The sequence below is a fragment of the Acinetobacter sp. AR2-3 genome (genome assembly GCF_001878775.1).
Taxonomy (GTDB): domain Bacteria; phylum Pseudomonadota; class Gammaproteobacteria; order Pseudomonadales; family Moraxellaceae; genus Acinetobacter; species Acinetobacter lwoffii_D.
Window position 1 is genome coordinate 29,159 of record NZ_MJIQ01000064.1, and the last position, 18,155, is coordinate 47,313.

General features: G+C 44.2%; 24 protein-coding genes. All 24 read left to right on the forward strand.

Annotated features, from left to right (window positions below; genetic code table 11):
• The first annotated feature begins 6 nt into the window (after positions 1-6).
• Positions 7-645 (forward strand): MotA/TolQ/ExbB proton channel family protein, encoded by a 639-nt coding sequence (locus tag BFN00_RS12655; RefSeq protein WP_004278886.1) that lies wholly within the window; start codon positions 7-9, stop codon positions 643-645.
• Positions 646-655: 10 nt separating this feature from the next.
• Entirely contained in the window at positions 656-1,078 is a 423-nt protein-coding gene (locus BFN00_RS12660) for an ExbD/TolR family protein (protein ID WP_004278885.1), read from the forward strand.
• Positions 1,078-2,805 (forward strand): lipid A export permease/ATP-binding protein MsbA, encoded by a 1,728-nt coding sequence (msbA, locus tag BFN00_RS12665; protein WP_071852000.1) that lies wholly within the window; start codon positions 1,078-1,080, stop codon positions 2,803-2,805. Before BFN00_RS12660 ends, msbA begins: the two co-directional genes overlap by 1 nt.
• A 3-nt stretch (positions 2,806-2,808) precedes the next feature.
• Complete coding sequence (lpxK, locus tag BFN00_RS12670) at positions 2,809-3,813, forward strand: tetraacyldisaccharide 4'-kinase (RefSeq protein WP_071852001.1); 1,005 nt, start codon at positions 2,809-2,811, stop codon at positions 3,811-3,813.
• Between the two features lie 12 nt (positions 3,814-3,825).
• Positions 3,826-4,587, forward strand: coding sequence for a 3-deoxy-manno-octulosonate cytidylyltransferase (kdsB, locus tag BFN00_RS12675; protein ID WP_071852003.1), 762 nt, complete (start codon positions 3,826-3,828; stop codon positions 4,585-4,587).
• Positions 4,588-4,601: 14 nt separating this feature from the next.
• Complete coding sequence (locus BFN00_RS12680) at positions 4,602-5,582, forward strand: DNA polymerase III delta subunit-related protein (RefSeq protein ID WP_071852006.1); 981 nt, start codon at positions 4,602-4,604, stop codon at positions 5,580-5,582.
• Between the two features lie 15 nt (positions 5,583-5,597).
• Complete coding sequence (locus BFN00_RS12685) at positions 5,598-5,939, forward strand: PilZ domain-containing protein (protein WP_004278877.1); 342 nt, start codon at positions 5,598-5,600, stop codon at positions 5,937-5,939.
• A 27-nt stretch (positions 5,940-5,966) separates the two neighbouring features.
• Positions 5,967-6,740, forward strand: a complete 774-nt coding sequence (locus BFN00_RS12690; protein ID WP_005106566.1) for a TatD family hydrolase — start codon at positions 5,967-5,969, stop codon at positions 6,738-6,740.
• A gap of 41 nt (positions 6,741-6,781) precedes the next feature.
• Positions 6,782-7,396, forward strand: coding sequence for a TetR/AcrR family transcriptional regulator (locus BFN00_RS12695; protein WP_004278873.1), 615 nt, complete (start codon positions 6,782-6,784; stop codon positions 7,394-7,396).
• A gap of 9 nt (positions 7,397-7,405) precedes the next feature.
• Positions 7,406-7,957, forward strand: coding sequence for a type II secretion system protein (locus BFN00_RS12700; protein WP_071852008.1), 552 nt, complete (start codon positions 7,406-7,408; stop codon positions 7,955-7,957).
• A 31-nt stretch (positions 7,958-7,988) separates the two neighbouring features.
• Positions 7,989-8,525 (forward strand): type II secretion system minor pseudopilin GspI, encoded by a 537-nt coding sequence (gene gspI, locus BFN00_RS12705; protein WP_502686045.1) that lies wholly within the window; start codon positions 7,989-7,991, stop codon positions 8,523-8,525.
• Positions 8,522-9,163 carry a type II secretion system minor pseudopilin GspJ gene (gene gspJ / locus BFN00_RS12710; protein ID WP_071852013.1) on the forward strand — a complete coding sequence of 214 codons (642 nt, stop codon included), beginning with the start codon at positions 8,522-8,524 and terminating at the stop codon, positions 9,161-9,163. The genes gspI and gspJ overlap by 4 nt, the downstream gene beginning before the upstream one ends.
• Before the next feature lie 6 nt (positions 9,164-9,169).
• Positions 9,170-10,141: a type II secretion system minor pseudopilin GspK gene (gene gspK / locus BFN00_RS12715; RefSeq protein ID WP_082180572.1), complete on the forward strand. Its 972-nt coding sequence runs from the start codon at positions 9,170-9,172 to the stop codon at positions 10,139-10,141.
• Between the two features lie 152 nt (positions 10,142-10,293).
• Positions 10,294-10,890, forward strand: a complete 597-nt coding sequence (locus BFN00_RS12720) for a 6-pyruvoyl trahydropterin synthase family protein (protein ID WP_005247318.1) — start codon at positions 10,294-10,296, stop codon at positions 10,888-10,890.
• Positions 10,891-10,936: 46 nt separating this feature from the next.
• On the forward strand, positions 10,937-11,650 hold the full coding sequence (gene ung / locus BFN00_RS12725) for a uracil-DNA glycosylase (RefSeq protein ID WP_005247316.1): 714 nt from the start codon (positions 10,937-10,939) through the stop codon (positions 11,648-11,650).
• Positions 11,647-12,768: an enoyl-CoA hydratase/isomerase family protein gene (locus BFN00_RS12730; RefSeq protein WP_005247315.1), complete on the forward strand. Its 1,122-nt coding sequence runs from the start codon at positions 11,647-11,649 to the stop codon at positions 12,766-12,768. Before ung ends, BFN00_RS12730 begins: the two co-directional genes overlap by 4 nt.
• 6 nt (positions 12,769-12,774) lie before the next feature.
• The gene (gene tadA, locus BFN00_RS12735; protein WP_005106574.1) at positions 12,775-13,290 is read left to right on the forward strand and encodes a tRNA adenosine(34) deaminase TadA; all 516 of its coding nucleotides are present in this window, start codon (positions 12,775-12,777) and stop codon (positions 13,288-13,290) included.
• Between the two features lie 60 nt (positions 13,291-13,350).
• Positions 13,351-13,782 carry an SRPBCC family protein gene (locus BFN00_RS12740; RefSeq protein WP_005247314.1) on the forward strand — a complete coding sequence of 144 codons (432 nt, stop codon included), beginning with the start codon at positions 13,351-13,353 and terminating at the stop codon, positions 13,780-13,782.
• Between the two features lie 17 nt (positions 13,783-13,799).
• On the forward strand, positions 13,800-14,483 hold the full coding sequence (cmk, locus tag BFN00_RS12745) for a (d)CMP kinase (RefSeq protein WP_004278855.1): 684 nt from the start codon (positions 13,800-13,802) through the stop codon (positions 14,481-14,483).
• Between the two features lie 110 nt (positions 14,484-14,593).
• Positions 14,594-16,270 carry a 30S ribosomal protein S1 gene (gene rpsA, locus BFN00_RS12750; RefSeq protein WP_004278854.1) on the forward strand — a complete coding sequence of 559 codons (1,677 nt, stop codon included), beginning with the start codon at positions 14,594-14,596 and terminating at the stop codon, positions 16,268-16,270.
• Between the two features lie 163 nt (positions 16,271-16,433).
• Positions 16,434-16,739 (forward strand): integration host factor subunit beta, encoded by a 306-nt coding sequence (locus BFN00_RS12755; RefSeq protein WP_004278853.1) that lies wholly within the window; start codon positions 16,434-16,436, stop codon positions 16,737-16,739.
• Positions 16,740-16,763: 24 nt separating this feature from the next.
• Positions 16,764-17,123 carry a lipopolysaccharide assembly protein LapA domain-containing protein gene (locus BFN00_RS12760; protein ID WP_004278852.1) on the forward strand — a complete coding sequence of 120 codons (360 nt, stop codon included), beginning with the start codon at positions 16,764-16,766 and terminating at the stop codon, positions 17,121-17,123.
• Between the two features lie 37 nt (positions 17,124-17,160).
• On the forward strand, positions 17,161-17,841 hold the full coding sequence (pyrF, locus tag BFN00_RS12765; protein WP_005263339.1) for an orotidine-5'-phosphate decarboxylase: 681 nt from the start codon (positions 17,161-17,163) through the stop codon (positions 17,839-17,841).
• Positions 17,842-17,965: 124 nt separating this feature from the next.
• Positions 17,966-18,155: transposase (locus tag BFN00_RS12770; RefSeq protein WP_143115429.1), on the forward strand; the 190-nt coding region annotated here is incomplete at its 3' end.

Below are 18,155 nucleotides of genomic sequence, written 5' to 3' on the forward strand. Positions count from 1 at the left end.
AATTAGATGTGGGAATTGGTTAAAGCAGGTGGTTGGCTCATGCTGCCCCTGGTCTTGTGTTCTATCTTTATGCTGGCGATTTCGATCGAGCGCCTGATCCGCCTGAAAAAGAACGTAGTACTTCCGTCGATCCTGTTGATGGGGCCTTCGCAAAATACAGCACAAGTCATGCAAAAAATGAATCAAAGTGCGGCCTTAAAGCAAAGCACTTTGGGCCGGGTATTGGCTGCGGGCTATACTAGTAAGCCGCAGGGTGAGCAGTATGCTCGCGCGCAGATGGAAGTGGTGGCGTCACAGGAAATCGGTTATCTGGAAAAAAATATTAATTTTCTGGGCACGTTGAGTGCAGTTGCGCCTTTACTCGGTTTGTTGGGGACCGTACTTGGGATTATTGAGTCTTTCCTGATGATCGATGTGGGAACTGGAAGTGATCCGGTCTTGATGATGCCCGGTATTTCCAAGGCTTTAATTACCACGGCAGCCGGTATGCTGATTGCAATTCCTGCACTGTTTGCTCACCGTTATTTTCAGCGTCTTGTTCAGGAATATGTGGCTGAACTTGAGCAGCAAGCGACTTTGTTTCATGCGGATCTTTTTTATCGTAATCATGCAGACATAGATCAAGACATGCAAAAAGCCAGCTAGGAGGCGGATGATGAAATTCAAACGCAACCAGGTGGAAGATGTACATATTAATCTGACACCGATGATTGATTGTCTGCTGTTTATTCTGGTCTTTTTACTTTTGTCGACGACATTTAGCCAAATGAGCCGAATGAATCTGACCTTGCCGGATGCGCAAGGTGTACCGCCTAAAAGCTATGATCAGAAAGTTGAAGTGATTGTGGATGCCAATGGTCATTACGCAGTCAATGGTCAATCCTTGGCCAGTAAGGAAGTCGCGGATTTAAATACTGCAATTAAACAGATTTCTAATGAACGCCGTGATTTAATGTTTGTCATTGCAGCTGACGCAAAAGCCAGCCATCAGGACGTGATTCGTGTCATGGATGTGGCCGGGCAGCTCGGCTTTGTAAATATTAATATCAGTACCAAAGTACCCACCCGAGGTTATTAGTGAAGCACGATTTTAAGGTCTATCTTCGCCTTTTAAGTTATTTAAAACCGTTTTGGGGCATTGCATTGCTTGTCCTGCTGGGTTTTTCTATTAATGCCGCTACGGAAGTCTCTGTCGCTAAATTACTAGAATATATTATTGAGGCGATTCAAAATAAAGACCAGAGTTTCACTTCACTTTTCCCATTTTTGGTGGTCATACTCATGTTCTTCCGGGGACTGGGTTTGTTCATGGGTGGTTATTTTACTGCCGTGATTTCCCGGAATCTGGTATTCAATATCCGTCAGGAAGTTTTTGCAAAATTGCTGCGTTTACCTTCCCAGTATTATCTGGACAATACCAGCGGGCATATTACTGCCAAAATCATGTATAACGTTGAACAGCTAACCGCTGCTTCAACTGAAGCCCTAAGAACCTTGTTGCAACAAGGTTTGATCACCCTGGCATTATTAGGCTACCTGTTGTATACCAACTGGCGTCTGACCATGTGTATCCTGATTTTTGCACCCGTCATAGGTTTTATTATCAGTAAAGCTGCAAGACGGATGCGTAAATTATCGCAACAAGTACAAGACACCATGGGTGATGTGAACCATGTAGTGCAGGAAACGGTGAATGCCAACCTGATCGTCAAGGGTTTTGGCGGGCAAAGTTCTGAGCAGGAACGCTTTAAACAGAACTCGCTTGAAAACTTGCGTCGTGGCTTGAAAATGGTCGCTGTGCAACAGTTGAATAGTCCTGTCGTTCAGTTGATCATGTCCATTTCACTGAGTATCGTGATGTTTATTGCCTTGCGCCCACAAATCTTGGGTGACACCTCTGCCGGTGAATTTGTTGCTTATATTACTGCGGCGGGTATGCTGGCAAGACCAATCAAAGCCTTGACGGATATCAATGAAAAGATTCAACGGGGTATGGCCGCAGCACATTCAGTATTTGAATTGCTGGATATGCCTGAGGAAAAAAATACCGGGACGTTGACTGATAGCCTAAAAGGCGATATCGAGTTTAAAGATGTTAACTTGATTTATGATGATGGCCATCATGCCATTCATGAATTTAATTTACAGGTCAAGGCCGGTGAAACAGTAGCGCTGGTAGGACGTTCTGGTGCAGGAAAAAGTTCTCTGGTGAATCTGCTGGTGCGTTATCAGGATGCGACTTCGGGGCAGATTCTGCTGGATCAGAAACCGATTGAAGATTTTGAAATTACCGCCTTGCGAACCCAGATTGCCATGGTGAACCAGCAAGTAGTACTGTTTAATCGTACCGTGCGGGAAAATATTGCTTATGGTCAGCTCGAAGGTGCTTCCGATGAAGATATTATCGCGGCAGCAAAGGCAGCCTATGCGCATGATTTTATTATGGCACTACCGCAAGGTTATAATACTCAGCTGGGTGCTCAGGGTTTAAACCTGTCTGGTGGCCAGCGTCAGCGCATCGCCATCGCGCGAGCAATTTTGAAAAATGCCTCTATTCTGATTCTGGATGAAGCGACCAGTGCGCTGGATAACGAGTCGGAATACTTTATTCAGCGTGCCTTTGATAAAGCCATGCAGGACCGTACCACCATCGTAATTGCACATCGTCTATCGACGATTGAAAACGCGGATCGTATTGTTGTCATGGATCAGGGCCGTATTGTTGAGCAGGGCAGTCATGCCGAACTGATTGCGCTACATGGTGCTTATTATCAGTTGCATCAGCGTAACTTTGAGGAACAGTAACTTATGGCACTGGCACAAATCATTCAGGATGCTTGGAATGCACAGGCAAAGTGGCTGGTGGTGCTGCGTCCTTTGTCATGGTTGTATCGCCTGGGTTTTGTCAGCAATCACTGGCTTTATCAAAAAGGCATTAAAAAAAGTTATAGTGCACCAATTCCCGTTATGGTAATTGGTAACATCACAGTCGGTGGTAGCGGTAAAACACCTTTGTTGATTCATCTGGTGGATTATTTAACCGAGAAAAATGTTCGGGTAGGCGTGATCAGTCGAGGCTATGGCGGCCAAGGTCCATTTCCTGCCTATGTCGACTTTAATACCTTGCCGGAGATTGTCGGAGATGAGCCTGCCTTGATTGTACAGGCAACAGGCGTGCCGATGGCAGTTGGTCCCAACCGGCAGAAAAGTATCGAGTTATTGCTGCACAAACATGAACTGGATCTGATTATCTGTGATGATGGCCTGCAGCATTGGGCCTTGAATCGCCAGATTGAGTGGATTGTGCTGGATAATAATCGCGGTCTGGGTAATCAGAAACTGCTTCCAGAAGGTTATCTACGTGAACCAGTGGCCCGTTTGAAAGCGGGAACCGTAATTGAGCATTCGGCTAATCCAAGCTCTGAACTGCATATGCATCTGGCTGCATCACAGCCTTATTTGCTCAATCAGGACAACACTAAAATCTTTAATCCTCAAGCGGCTTTTTATGCGGTAGTCGGCATTGGCTTTCCACAGCGGTTTTATCAGACCTTGCAAAATTTAGGCATAGAACAATTTCAGTGTCATGAGTTTCCAGATCATCATGACTATGACATTGAGGATTTACAGTTTGATGATAGTAATCCGATCATTACTACTGAAAAAGACGCAGTAAAAATTATGGCGCTACTTAAACAATATCCAGATTTTAAACAGGATATCTGGGTAGTGCCAGTCGATGCAGTCCTATCGCTAGCCTGCTATATAGTCTTGCAGCAACAGTTACAACAATACGGCATTCAAATTTCTTAAGGCTCATTCATTATGAAACACATTGTTATTCCTGCACGTTTCGCCAGTTCACGTTTACCGGGTAAACCGTTGCTGGAAATTCATGGTCGTCCCATGATTCTGCGGGTAGTGGACCAAGCCAAAAAAGTGCAAGGTTTTGACGATCTGTGTGTGGCAACTGATGATGAACGTATTGCTGCCGTTTGCCGTACTGAAGGCATTGATGTGGTGATTACCTCAGCGGATCATCCTTCCGGCACAGACCGCTTGAGTGAAGTGGCTCGAATTAAAGGCTGGGCCAGTGATGACATTATTGTCAATGTACAGGGGGATGAACCTTTACTGCCGGCGCAACTGGTAAAACAGGTTGCTCAACTTCTAGAAGATCAGCCTGAATCTTCCATGTCGACGCTATGTGAGCCGATCTATCAATTAGATGAATTCAAACGTGACAGCATTGTAAAAGTCGTCATGTCGAAACAACAGCAGGCACTGTATTTTAGCCGTGCTACCATTCCTTATGACCGTGATGGCGTGAAACTGGCTGAACCAAAATTGCATAATCAGGCGTACCGTCATTTAGGCCTATATGCCTATCGGGTGAAACTGCTGCAAGAATATGTGACTTGGGACATGGGTGTGCTGGAGAAACTGGAATCTCTAGAACAGTTACGGGTACTGGAAAATGGACATCGTATTGCCATTGCGGTGGCTGAAGCCAATTTGCCGCCAGGTGTAGATACCCAGGAAGATCTGGATCGCCTGAATCAGATGGATCTTTCCCATTTTGCCTAAGAAGAGTCAAATACATGCCTTTTGATGTCAATGCACATATCTATCCATGGCAGCAACAGGTTTGGGAAACCCTGACCGGGCGCTTTCCTAAGCTTGGACATGGTTTATTGTTTTATGGAAAAAAAGGCTGTGGTAAAGAAGCGTTTACCCAACAGTTTCTGGCTTGGGTGTTATGCCTGAATCGTCAGCCTGCCGGGCCATGTGGTGAATGCAGTAGCTGTCAATGGTTAAAGGCAGACACCCATCCCAACTATGTGCATATCAGTACCGATGACGACAATAAAAAACAGAATGCCAAAATCAAGATCGAGAAGATTCGCGATCTGCTGCCTTTTGTGCAACAGACTGTAGATGGCTGGCGCGTGATTGTGATTGAGCCGGCAGAAGCCTTGAATATTGCCTCTGCCAATGCCTTACTCAAAACACTGGAAGAACCCGGTGATAATACGGTCATTATTTTACTGGCGAATCATTATTTAAAATTGCCCGCGACTATACGCAGTCGTTTGCAGCATTTTGCTTTGGACCGGATTTCCGCAGAACAATTTAGCGATTATGTCCAGAATCAGCTCCCAGATGCAGGTGCTAGCCAACAACAGTTGCTGATGAACCTGTCCAATCAGATGCCATTACAGGCATTAGAGGTTGCACAAAGTGCCTGGCTGCCACTGCGTCAGGAATTTCTGCAAGACTGGCAAAAACTGGTTATGCAAAAAAATATGCCACTGGCAATTGCGACCAAATGGAATAAAAGCCTGAGTTTTGGTGAATTTGCTCAAATGTTTGAATACTTGTTGTCCGATTTAATTTGTGTCAAGCTAAATCAGACGGTGAAAAACATTGACCTTGAATTCAATGTACTTGCCGAACAATATTCATTAGAAGTACTTTTTAAAATTTATGAGGATTTTCAGCAAGCCAAGCAATATCTCGAACAGAATGTCCAAAGCAATCTGGTTATTGATGAATTGTTTATCAAACTGATGAATCTTTAATTAAGGGGAAATCACATGCAACCACGTATGGGCGGTATTATTCAGGCCAATATTCCTGACATTGAAACACTGTTTGCCAGCTATATGCCTTATGTTGTGGGTGGTGGGCTTTTTATTCCTTCCAAGCAGCCGGTCAAACTGGGCGAAGAGGTTTTTGTATTGACGACTTTGCCTGACCAGACCCAGAAAATTCCTTTAACTGGTAAAGTCATCTGGGTCTCGCAAAAGCAGAATGGCATCAAGCCACAAGGCTTTGGCATCCAGTTAAGCGGTGAAAAAGGCGTTTATTTCAAAAATGAAGCAGATCGTCTGGTTGCGGGTCTTAAATCTGAAGGACGTAAAAGTTACACTATGTAGTTAATTTACCCTTGGTAGGAACGCATCGTGTTTGTAGATACTCATTGTCATTTAACCCTGCTTGATTTGACACCATATCATGGTGATCTGGACCAAGCATTGGCTCAGGCTCGTGAAGCCGGTGTTTCCAAATTCATGAGTATCTCGGTCGATCTAGATGATCATATCGAGCTGGCCAAAATTGCCGCGCGTCATGCAGATGTCGGATATACCGTTGGCGTACATCCTTGCGAAGATGCTGCAACCATGGCGCGTGCCACGACTGAATATCTGGTCGAACTGGCGCAACCGGAGAAAGTCTGGGCGCTCGGTGAAACCGGTCTTGATTATTATCACAGTACCGATTTTATTGCAGAGCAAAAGGCCTGTTTCGCCCGGCATATTCATGCGTCACAAATCACCAAAAAACCTGTAGTTGTTCATACCCGTTCCGCCAAGCATGATACCGTTGATATTATCCGCGCGGAAAAATCGACTCACGGGATTTTGCATTGTTTTACCGAAGACTGGGAAACCGCCAAAGCGGTACTGGACTGCGGCTATTATGTGTCATTTTCCGGCATTGTTTCCTTTAAAAATGCGCAGGATCTGCGTGATGTCGCCAAGCAGGTTCCGCTGGATCGTGTGCTGATTGAAACCGATAGTCCTTATCTTGCGCCAATGCCGTATCGTGGCAAATCTAATGAGCCTAAATACGTTCCTTATGTAGCCAAAGCGCTTTGCGATGTATATGATAAGTCGCTAGAAGAAATGGCTTTTATCACAAAGCAGAACTTTGAAAATCTTCTGAATTTAAAGTAAATAAAGTTATATAAAGTACAAAGAGAGTTTATAGGGTGAAGATGGATCGTCAGGCTCAGTTTCGAGCAAGAGAAACCTTGATTTTTCAAGTTGCAGAACAGCTCCTGTTGGAAAATGGTGAAGCAGGAATGACGCTAGATGCGCTGGCTGCCGAGCTTGATCTGGCCAAAGGGACACTTTATAAACATTTTCAGAGTAAAGATGAGCTGTACATGCTGCTGATTATCCGTAATGAGCGCATGTTGCTGGAAATGATTCAGGATAGCGATAAAGCCTTTCCTGAACATCTGGCCTTCTTTATGCTGCATCATTTGCATCATCCTGAACGTACTGTGCTGTTTCATCAAATTGAAGAACGCCTGTCGACGACTGGGGTTGGAATCCAGCACCTGTTTAGCGAACTTTATCAGGTGCGCAAACAGCGCTTACGCCTGATTATCCGTATGACAGAAACTTATCTGGCATCGATCAACAGCCGCATGTCGGTACGCGATTATCTGGCTTCGATCTGGTCGCTGACCCATGGTGCAGCTGCAATTCTTAATTCCAGTTTCTATCAGCGTTATTTGGGTTCACGCGATACCTTGCGTGTGGCCTATATCGATCAGGCGCTGGCTTTGCCCAAGCAGGTGCATTCTGCCGACCAGTTTGTCTAAGGTTGTCCTATGATCAGATCACCTCACAGTGCAGTTCGTGGCTTTACCTTAATCGAATTGATGGTGGTGATTGTGATTATGGGAATTATGGCATCACTAGTGCTGCTCAATACCAGTGGTGTCGATCAGCGCAAAGCGATGCAGGCGCGGGAAATTTTATTGGTGGACTTGCAACGGGTGCTACGTGAGGCCAATGATCAGTCCAGAATACTTGCGCTTGACGTTCAATCCGCGACAGATGTCACGCCATTTCGCTATGGTATTATAGAATATCGTTCAGCAGCGCAGAATGAACCGAACCTGCAAAATGAAAAATGGCAAAGTTATGCAGATTTTAAATTGCGTAATTTACCTGATCATGTTTCCTTTCAGATTCAGGCACTGGAACAGCAGCGTTATGCCAGGGCGCAAAACCGTGACCTGACTCAGGCAAATTCACCTCAATTGATCTGGCTCGGCAATGGTGAAGTCAAGCCGGTGCGGATTCAGTTCTTTTTAGAAGACCGTGAAGTGGGTGCTGCGATTGAGATTGATCATCTGGGTAAAATCAATGAAATCTAGATATTTCAAGCAGAATACTGGATTTGGTGCGATCATAAAGCTTAAGTCTGGTATTGATCGACTTCATCGTGTGTACTCCAAACAGAGTTCGTCATCTTGCGCTCGGACGAAACGTTGTTTCGTTTATCGCTGCTCCTCAAGCATAGCTTTCGGACTTGCGGCACGGTCGAGTGTTACTCGACTTAATCGTGCCTCAGGTTTTACTTTGTTGGAAGTTATGGTGGCCTTGGCAATTTTTGCGACCGCAGCCATGACTTTGACCAAAGTCGCAATGCAGTATACCCAGTCGACCTCGAATGCCATTCTACGTACCAAAGCACAGTTTGTTGCTTTAAATGAAGTGGCACAAATGGAAATCAATAAGGAATGGATGGAGGGTACGGCTTCTAAACAGCTGACCCAGCAAGGTGAAACCTGGCAGATTGATAAACGCAGTGAGCCGACGGTCAGTCCGAATGTGCAGCGAATCGAATTGCAGATTAGTCTGGTTAATCAGGACAGTGGTCAAGTTGAATCTGGGATTAGCAGCCTGATGTTCTTTAATCATCGCATGAACAATACTCCATGAAGCCTAAAGGATTTACCCTGGTTGAATTAATGGTCGCAATTGCGATCTTTGCGGTGCTGTCTGCCTTAGGTTGGAAAGTTTTTGATTATATTGTCAAAACCAAAGATCAGAATGTGATTCATGAACAGCGTTTAGGTCAGTTACAGCAAACCTATCAGCAGATTCTGCGAGATACCGTACAGGCAGTACCCTTAACGGCCAACATCAATGGGGATATTCAGCCGGCTCTGGTGCTGCAGAACGGACGCTTTAATTTCAGTAAAACCGGGGTAACTGACCCTTTGGAAGAGGGGATTTCCCCAGATGAACGCATTGAATATCAGTATCGAGCCGATGAGCAGAAACTTTATCGCTTGAAATACCGGAATCTAAATCAGACAGGTCAAGATCAGCCCGAATCCAGTGTTTTATTGTCGGAAGTGGAACAATTCCAGATCGTCGTACTTAATCCGAATGAACTCACGCAATGGCCGGATACTTCTGCTGATCTGAATCAGTTAGAGCATAAACAGCGTTTGCCTAAAGGGATTAAAATCAATTTAACCGTGAATGGCGTCAGTTATGAATGGATGTTTAGTTTATTAAATACTGACTTTTTGCTTGATACTCAGAACACCGGTCAACCCAGCGCAGAATAATAAGAAATGAAAATGAATAAAGCGATCATGATCAAGCAGCAGCAGGGCATTGCACTGATTACCATTCTGGTGATGGTAGCGCTAGCGACTATTTTGGCGGCTACGATTGCCCAACGTCAGGCTGCAACTGCTGAAAGCACTGCCTATTTGATGCGACAAAACCAGTCCCTTATGTATGCCAAAAGTGCCGAGGCCTTTTTTTCTGAATTGCTGGTCGATGATGCTGAAAATGCTGCAGAGGTCGACCATCTGCAGGAAACCTGGGCGCAACCCATGCCGGCTTTTCCGGTAGATGACGGTTATGTCTCCGGAATTGTGCAGGATGAATCGGGAAAGTTTAATTTAAATAGCCTGATCACCGCCGAAGGTACGGTGAATGAAAATGCCAAGGCATTGTTCGAGCTGATTCTAAAACGTGCCGGTTTGCCGGAACAGCTCAGTGAAGCAGTCATTGACTGGCAGGATCAGGATGAGTTGACCAGTGGGGCTATGGGCGCTGAGTCAAATTATTATCAGGGTATACCCAATGCTGCTTTGCCACCGAATGCCAAATTTCATAGTATCGAAGAGTTAAAGCTGGTACGCGGTTTTGAAGAGAATAAATACAAGCTGGTTGAACCTTATTTAACTGCAGCGCCGCTGCAGGAGAGTCCAGTGAATATCAATACAGCTTCAGCTTTTCTTTTGGCCAGTATGGATGAAAAACTGGACGTAAATGCCGTGCAGCAATTGCTGGATCAGCGACAGGCCAATCTGGAGCACTTCTCTAATGTTTCTGAGCTATGGTCACTTGAGCCTTTCGCCCAAGTGGAGGCGGGCAAGCGCAATCTGTTAAATAGTCAGCTCGGGGTGCAATCCAATTATTTTAAAGCTCGGATTGAAGTGGTTTTAAGTGAGCGCAAGCGCCAATTTAGCAGTGATCTAGTCCGTCAGGACAAACAGGTTTATGTGGCCTACCGTAGCATGGCACCATTTTAATTTTAGCTCATGAATTGTACAGGCTGTATAAGCGAAAATGCCGGGCTGATGCCTTTTTCCTATCATGCTAAACAGCAAAATTAATCCTCAAAGCTTTACTTTTGCTTTATAATCAAAATTAATTCACCTATTTTTTGACGACATTACGGCATATGTTAATTCGTAAGTTATTTAAGTTTGAGAATGCTCATATTGTGCGTAACTGCACGTCAGATCGCTGTAAGCGTTCGATCCATGGCCATAGTTATAAAGTCGAGTTATTGCTAAAAGCCTCGAAGCTAGATCATGGTCAAATGGTCTATGACTTTGGTCTGCTTAAAAGTGTGATTAAGGATTTCTTTGATTCTTTCGATCATGCTATCTGCTTCTGGCAAAATGACGATCCGGAATATATTCAGGCCTGCAAGGATTTTAGTGCGCGCTGGGTGTCTTTGCCGGTATCGCCATCAGCAGAACAGTTTTCTCGTATTTTCTTCTTTCTGGCACAGCAGGTGCTGGCATCGACGGTGACACAAAATGGTGAAGGCGATGTCGAAGTCTATTCTGTGATTGTGCATGAAACCGATACCGGCTATGCACAAAGCTTTTTAGAAGATATTCAAAATGAACAGATGGGAATTTTGAGTCTGGAGCAACTTGAGTTCTCTGAACAAGTGCAAGCTGAATGGACAGATCCGGACATGTTTGCCAAGCTCAAACAGGGCACACCATTTCATAACCCTACAGTAGATTTACAGGTACAGATTTAAAGTCTGCGTGACTTTAAATCCATTGACATAGATTTAGGATTGAAGAATGTCTTTAAATGAACAGCAACTGGCCAAGCTGAATAAAGTTCAGCTGGATGAAAGCTGGAAATATGGATTGAGTGAATTTTTGCTCAGTCCGAAAATGGATGAATTAAAAGCATTTCTCGTTGAAGAAAAAAAAGCAGATAAAATCATTTATCCTCCCAATCATCTGATTTTTAATGCTTTGAATACCACACCGCTAGATCGGGTAAAAGTGGTGATTTTAGGGCAAGATCCTTATCATGGCCCAAATCAGGCGCATGGATTAAGCTTTTCCGTGCAAAAGGGGGTTGCATTACCACCATCTTTGCGTAATATTTTTCATGAGTTACATGCTGATGTCGGGGTTGAAAGACCGAAGCATGGTGACTTGACGCATTGGGCAGAGCAGGGTGTACTTCTGTTAAATGCAGTACTGACCGTCGAAGCAGGTCAGCCGACTTCGCATCAAAAGCGTGGTTGGGAAGAATTTACCGATCACGTCATTGATGTATTAAATGAACAGCGTGAACATATTGTCTTTATTCTTTGGGGCGCATACGCACAGCGTAAAGGACAGCGCATTAATCAAGACAAGCATCTCGTGTTAAAGGCAGCACATCCATCGCCTTTGGCCGCAAACCGTGGTGGTTTTTTTGGTTGTAAAGTATTTTCAAAATCGAATAACTACCTCAAACAACATGGCATTGAGCCTATAGATTGGCAGCTGGACGCATGAAATATTCTCCCCTTACTAAACATTATCATCCGGATTTGATTGTTGAAGAAGCGCACAATGGTTGGCGTATCGTTCGTTTAAATCGCCCGAAATCTTTGCATGCGCTGGATGAGTCGATCGCTTCCGCACTCTTGGAAGTATTTCAGGACTTTCATCATGATGACAGCGTAAAAGCCATCTGGCTCGATTCAACCACACCGAAAGCGTTCTGTGCGGGTGGGGATGTGCGTAAACTGCGTCAGTTAGTGATTAATGATGAAGTGGCGGCTGCCAATAAGTTTTTTGAACAAGAATATGCACTCGATCTGTTATTGCATAATTATGCCAAACCCGTTTTAGTCTGGGGTGAAGGTTATGTGATGGGTGGTGGCTTGGGCCTGTTTATGGCAGCGCCTTTCCGTTTAGTGACGCCGTATTCGCGTTTGGCGATGCCTGAAATTAATATCGGTTTGTATCCAGACGTGGGTGCAACCCGCTTCTTAGCAGATCGTGGTGCGATTGGTCTATTTACTGGCTTGACCGGTTCGATCATGACCGCTGCGGGCGCTTATGGGATTGGCTGGGCAACGCATATTTGTGATGCACAGCGTGATTCAGTTTTGGATAAAGTCATTAATATCGACTGGGAGCATTATCCTGCAGGTGACTTTCGTGCCATTGATGATACCCTGAATAGTATGCACCGTCCAGTCGGCCCAGGACCGCTGCAAAACTCCTTGGATGTGATTCATAGTGTTTGCCGTGGTATCAACTTTGAGCATGATTATGAGTCGATTATTGGCCTGAGTGATGCGCGTAGTGACTGGTTGCGTCAGGCCAGTGAAAACCTGAAAAAAGGTTCGCCGACTACCGCAGCCTTGACCTGGCTATTATGGCAATGGGGTAAGCAGGTACATTCCTGGAATGAAGTTTTCGAGCTGGAAGTTCAAATTTCTGACTGGAAAATCCGTCATCATGATTTTGTCGAGGGAGTGCGAGCGCGTCTGGTCGATAAAGACCTTAGTCCTGAGTGGAAAAAAGGTGTAGATATGAGCTTAAAAGGTATCCTGTCTGGAAATCCTCCAGTTACGACTATTGAAAGCTGGAATGAGCTGCTCAAGCATTATGGTGTGATTTAAGCCTCAATGTCCGAAACACAATTTACAGATGAATACTGGATGCAGCGTGCTTACGAGCAGGCTGCACTTGCTGCTGCACAGGGAGAAATCCCCGTCGGGGCAATTATCGTCAGTCAGAATCAGATCATTGGTCAGGGATTTAATGCGCCCATCTCGTTGAATGATCCGACTGCGCATGCTGAAATTGTTGCACTACGTGATGCCTGTCAAAACATCCAGAATTATCGTTTACCTGATGATGCAGTGCTTTATGTGACTTTAGAGCCGTGCACCATGTGTGTTGGTGCGCTGGTGCATTCACGGGTTTCACGGGTAGTATTTGGCGCATTTGAAGCGAAAGCAGGTTCACTGGTGAGTGCGCGTCAACTGTTTGAAACCGGTTATTATAATCACGTATTTTCTTTCCAGGCAGGCTGCATGCAGCAGCAATGCTCTGAACAGCTCAGTGCATTTTTTAAGTTGCGTCGCGAGCAGAAACGACAATTCAAGTTACAAGAAAAGTTATTAAATACGCAGAAGTAAATTTACTTTATCCGCTAAAATTTTCCCACTTTCAAATATCTGCAATCTTCAGGAACAATAATGAACAGCATCCAAGTAAAAAAAGAATTCCCAGCAGCCCTTGATGATGTCTTCAATTTGATGTCCAAGCATGCCACCTATAATATTGCCTTCGCACCGATGCAGGTCGAACGAATCAAGGATTCTGCGGATGCTGAATATCCTGATGGACTCGGTTCAGTACGTGCAATGGGTATGGGGCCAGTGAAGCCGCTGAAAGAACAAATTACCTTGTTCGAGCCAAATAATCGCATCGAATATCAGATTATTAAAAATCCATTGATCAAGCATCATTTAGGCATTATTGAATTTGAAGCACTGGCTGATGACAAAACGTTAGTAACTTATACGATTGAATTGCAGGCACGTGCGCCTTTTGTGAGTAAATTAATCCTTGCACAGTTACAGGCAGCGATTAAACTAGGCCTGACAAAACTCGCAAAATCTGTTTAAACAACAACGGGAAAGCAATGACAGTTCAAATTATTACCATTGATGGTCCAAGTGGGTCTGGCAAGGGCACGTTAGCAGCGAAACTGGCTGCACATTATCAGTTTCACTTATTGGATTCTGGCGCGCTCTACCGCCTTTTGGGTTTGTCATTGCATCACCATGATTTGCTGGATTCGCTAGACACGAAATTGCCAGAATGCGTACAAATCGCAACAAATTTAGATATCCAGTTTGTCAGTACCGACACCGGGGTGCAGGTGTGGCTGGATGGTGAAGATGTGTCCCAAACTATTCGAACTGAACGGGTAGGAGAGTTTGCTTCAAAAGTTGCAGCAATTCCTGAGCTTAGAACAGCGATGGTTTCACGTCAGCATGCCTTTGCACAGGCGCCTGGTCTGGTAGCAGACGGACGTGATATGGCGACAAGTATCTTCCCGAATGCTCAGGCAAAAATATATTTGACGGCCTCGGCTGAATCACGCGCGCAAAGACGTGTAAAGCAGTTGCAGGGCATGGGACTGGATGTTAAAATAAGCGACATTTTAGCTAATATCATCGCTCGCGATAAACGAGATACGGAACGCGCCGTCGCTCCACTCAAGCCTGCGGATGATGCTTACATTATTGATAGTTCAGATTTGAATATCGATGAAGTATTCCAGCTGATGACCACTTATGTGGATCAGCAGTTAGCAAATTAACCCAATTTTATCAGCAAACGCATAGCTTGATCAGTTTTATATGGACTATGTAGATGCTTAATTAAACCGGCCTTGTCTGATCCAAGACCGCTGACTTTATCGGAAATATCATGACCGAATCTTTTGCAGCCCTCTTTGAAGCAAGCGAATTAAACCTCAACGTTGAAAAGGGTGCAGTTATCCAGGGCGTTGTAGTAAGCATTGACTCTGATTGGGTAACTGTTGACACTGGCCTTAAATCTGAAGGCGTTGTTGACCGTGCTGAGTTCTTAAATGAACAGCGCGAACTTGAAGTTCAAGTTGGCGACACTGTAGACGTAGTTGTTGAAGCACTTGACAACGGTATGGGTCAAACAGTTCTTTCTCGCGAAAAAGCTAAACGCGCAGAAACTTGGACTAAACTTGAAAAAATCTTTGAAGACGGCGAAATCGTTACTGGTGTTATCTCTGGTAAAGTTAAAGGTGGTTTCACTGTTGACATCGGTCCAGTACGTGCGTTCCTTCCAGGTTCTTTAGTTGATACTCGTCCTATTCGTGATACTACTCACCTAGAAGGCAAAGAGTTAGAATTCAAAGTAATCAAACTTGACGCTAAACGTAACAACGTTGTTGTTTCACGTCGTGCTGTTATGGAAGCTGAATCTTCAGCTGACCGTGAAGCTCTTCTTGCTCAGCTTGAAGAAGGTCAAACAGTTACTGGTACTATCAAAAATCTTACTGACTACGGCGCATTCGTTGACCTTGGCGGTATTGATGGTCTTCTTCACATCACTGACATGGCTTGGAAACGTATCAAGCACCCTTCAGAAGTTGTTGAAGTTGGTCAAGAAGTTACTGTTAAAGTACTTAAATTCGACCGCGAACGTAACCGTGTTTCTCTAGGTCTTAAACAACTTGGCGAAGATCCATGGTTAGCGATCATGAACCGTTACCCTAAAGGTTCAATCGTTAAAGCGCGCGTAACTAACCTGACTGACTATGGTTGTTTCGCTGAAATCGCTGAAGGCGTTGAAGGTTTAGTACACGTTTCAGAAATGGATCACACGAACAAAAACATCCACCCATCTAAAGTTGTTCAGATTGGTGACGAAGTTGATGTTATGGTTCTTGAAGTTGATGAAGAACGTCGTCGTATTTCTCTTGGTATCAAACAAACTCGTGCTAACCCATGGGAAGAGTTTGCTAAAGACCACGACAAAGGCGAAAAAGTTTCTGGTACGATCAAATCTATCACTGACTTCGGTATCTTCATCGGTTTACCAGGCGGTATCGACGGTCTAGTTCACTTGTCTGATATTTCTTGGAACGAACAAGGCGAAGAAGCGATTCGTCGTTACAAGAAAGGCGACACTGTTGAAGCGGTTATCCTTTCTGTAGACGCTGAAGGCAACCGTATCAGCCTTGGCATCAAGCAAATGAACAACGATCCGTTCAATGACTTCCTTGCTGCTAACGAACGCGGTGCGTTGGTTAAAGGTACTGTAACTGCAGTTGACGCTAAAGGCGCTACTGTTAAGTTAGCTGACGAAGTTGAAGCGACTCTGAAAGCATCTGAGATCAACCGCGACCGCGTTGAAGATGCAACTAAGTTCCTTGAAGTTGGTCAAGAAGTTGAAGCGAAGATCATCAACGTAGATCGTAAATCTCGCGCAATCAACTTGTCTATCAAAGCGAAAGACGAAGCTGAAGAGAAAGAAGCAGTTGCTAACTTGAAAACAGCTCCTGCTGGTCAAGACAATGGTCCTAAGACGATTGGTGACCTGATCAAAGCTCAAATGGGCAACTAAGTAAGCGTTTGAATTGTATTGTTAATGTAAGTTAACTAATACTTTTTATACAAATACTGTAAACGGTAGCGTAGTATTTAATTATTGCGCTACCGTTTTGTATTTAAACAGGTTATTATCGGGAAATAGATCCCAAGTAGCTTGATAATTAAAGAGGTCGCAGATGACTACTGAAGCACTTAATAAGTCTGACTTAATAGAGCGTATTGCGTTAAAAAATCCGCATTTGGCTGAGCCTTTAGTGGAAGAAGCCGTTAAAATTATGATCGATCAAATGATAGAAGCATTATCAACTGACAACCGTATCGAGATTCGTGGATTTGGTAGTTTTGCATTGCATCACCGTGAACCGCGTGTAGGTCGTAACCCTAAAACTGGTAAATCTGTAGAAGTGGCTGCAAAAGCAGTTCCGCACTTTAAACCAGGCAAGGCACTTCGTGACGCTGTGAACGAGTCTGCACAAAAATAATTGTAAATATTTTGCGGGGTGTTCATGCGTTACGTTCTGGTCATTCTTTTATTGGTACTGTTTGGTTATTCATTAGCTTTGGTTTTGCAAAACGGTACCGAATTGTCAGTGGACTTGTTATTTACTCAAGTTCCCGCAATGCGCCTGGGATTATTACTTCTCCTCACGTTATCTTTAGGTGTCGTTTTGGGCCTGTTATTGGGCGTTCAGATCTTCCGGGTTTTTCAGACGAATTGGGAAATAAAACGACTGCGTAAAGACATTGAACATCTACGTAAGGAACAGTTGAATACAGCCAAGTTAATGGCCGCTGAAGCAGCAGCCCATACCCGGCATGAAAAAACTGTATTAGATATTACCAATGAAAATCAAAGCCCATTATAATGGGCTTATTTTTTTGCCTATATGAAGGGGTAATCTCTTGAGTATCATCGTCGCACTAGATGCCAAAAGCCAATTTGATGCCTTAGCCATTGCAGAACAGTTAGATCCTGCCTTGTGTCGACTAAAAGTTGGTAAAGAGTTATTTACCCATGAAGGTCCAATCATTGTCAAAGCACTTCAAGATAAAGGCTTTGATGTATTTCTGGATCTGAAATTTCATGATATTCCAAATACAACAGCACAGGCTGTATGCGCGGCAGCAGATTTGGGTGTGTGGATGGTGAATGTGCATGCCTCAGGTGGCCGCAAGATGATGGAAACCTGTGTAGAGCGTTTGCAAGCGGGTAATTATAAGACTCAGTTGATTGCAGTAACTGTATTGACGTCAATGGGCCGTGAAGACTTGAAAGATATTGGTCTGGATATTGAACCAAATGAGCATGTAAAACGTCTGGCACAACTGACAAAAGATAGTGGTCTAGATGGTGTCGTCTGCTCAGCTCAAGAAGCGAAAATGTTGCGTGAAACGATTGGAAAAGACTTTGCATTGGTGACACCCGGCATTCGTCCAGAAGGGTCGAATGCAGATGACCAGAAACGTATTGTGACACCGAAACAGGCAATGATAGATGGCTCAACACATCTGGTAATTGGTCGCCCGATTACCCAGTCTAAAAATATGCGCCAAACCTTAAAAGATATTTTGGCAACGCTTTAATACGGTTTGAATGACAAAAAGCCTTTCAGTCGAAAGGCTTTTTTTAGGGTGTGTTGACACTTTTAGTTTAAAAAAATAGCGAAGTAGTAAAATCAAATCGCCAAACCCAATGTTACTATTCGCTATGCCTCGTACCATGCTGACAGATCAACACTGGCAAAAGTTGAAAGTTATTCTGCGTAATTTATCCATTCACCACAACTCAAATTTACGCAATTTTATTGAAGCTATTCTCTATAGAATTAGAACAGGCTGTCCGTGGCGAGATATTCCTTCCTGTTTTGGTCATTCAAACTCTATTTTCAAACGTTTTA

Excerpts from the sequence above, each read along its gene's own strand:
- BFN00_RS12655 (WP_004278886.1), top strand. The coding sequence starts at position 7 with ATGTGGGAATTGGTTAAAGCAGGTGGTTGGCTCATGCTGCCCCTGGTC.
- BFN00_RS12660 (WP_004278885.1), top strand. The coding sequence starts at position 656 with ATGAAATTCAAACGCAACCAGGTGGAAGATGTACATATTAATCTGACA.
- lpxK (WP_071852001.1), top strand. The coding sequence starts at position 2,809 with ATGGCACTGGCACAAATCATTCAGGATGCTTGGAATGCACAGGCAAAG.
- kdsB (WP_071852003.1), top strand. The coding sequence starts at position 3,826 with ATGAAACACATTGTTATTCCTGCACGTTTCGCCAGTTCACGTTTACCG.
- BFN00_RS12680 (WP_071852006.1), top strand. The coding sequence starts at position 4,602 with ATGCCTTTTGATGTCAATGCACATATCTATCCATGGCAGCAACAGGTT.
- BFN00_RS12685 (WP_004278877.1), top strand. The coding sequence starts at position 5,598 with ATGCAACCACGTATGGGCGGTATTATTCAGGCCAATATTCCTGACATT.
- BFN00_RS12695 (WP_004278873.1), top strand. The coding sequence starts at position 6,782 with ATGGATCGTCAGGCTCAGTTTCGAGCAAGAGAAACCTTGATTTTTCAA.
- BFN00_RS12700 (WP_071852008.1), top strand. The coding sequence starts at position 7,406 with ATGATCAGATCACCTCACAGTGCAGTTCGTGGCTTTACCTTAATCGAA.
- gspJ (WP_071852013.1), top strand. The coding sequence starts at position 8,522 with ATGAAGCCTAAAGGATTTACCCTGGTTGAATTAATGGTCGCAATTGCG.
- gspK (WP_082180572.1), top strand. The coding sequence starts at position 9,170 with ATGAAAATGAATAAAGCGATCATGATCAAGCAGCAGCAGGGCATTGCA.
- BFN00_RS12720 (WP_005247318.1), top strand. The coding sequence starts at position 10,294 with ATGTTAATTCGTAAGTTATTTAAGTTTGAGAATGCTCATATTGTGCGT.
- ung (WP_005247316.1), top strand. The coding sequence starts at position 10,937 with ATGTCTTTAAATGAACAGCAACTGGCCAAGCTGAATAAAGTTCAGCTG.
- BFN00_RS12730 (WP_005247315.1), top strand. The coding sequence starts at position 11,647 with ATGAAATATTCTCCCCTTACTAAACATTATCATCCGGATTTGATTGTT.
- tadA (WP_005106574.1), top strand. The coding sequence starts at position 12,775 with ATGTCCGAAACACAATTTACAGATGAATACTGGATGCAGCGTGCTTAC.
- BFN00_RS12740 (WP_005247314.1), top strand. The coding sequence starts at position 13,351 with ATGAACAGCATCCAAGTAAAAAAAGAATTCCCAGCAGCCCTTGATGAT.
- cmk (WP_004278855.1), top strand. The coding sequence starts at position 13,800 with ATGACAGTTCAAATTATTACCATTGATGGTCCAAGTGGGTCTGGCAAG.
- rpsA (WP_004278854.1), top strand. The coding sequence starts at position 14,594 with ATGACCGAATCTTTTGCAGCCCTCTTTGAAGCAAGCGAATTAAACCTC.
- BFN00_RS12755 (WP_004278853.1), top strand. The coding sequence starts at position 16,434 with ATGACTACTGAAGCACTTAATAAGTCTGACTTAATAGAGCGTATTGCG.
- BFN00_RS12760 (WP_004278852.1), top strand. The coding sequence starts at position 16,764 with ATGCGTTACGTTCTGGTCATTCTTTTATTGGTACTGTTTGGTTATTCA.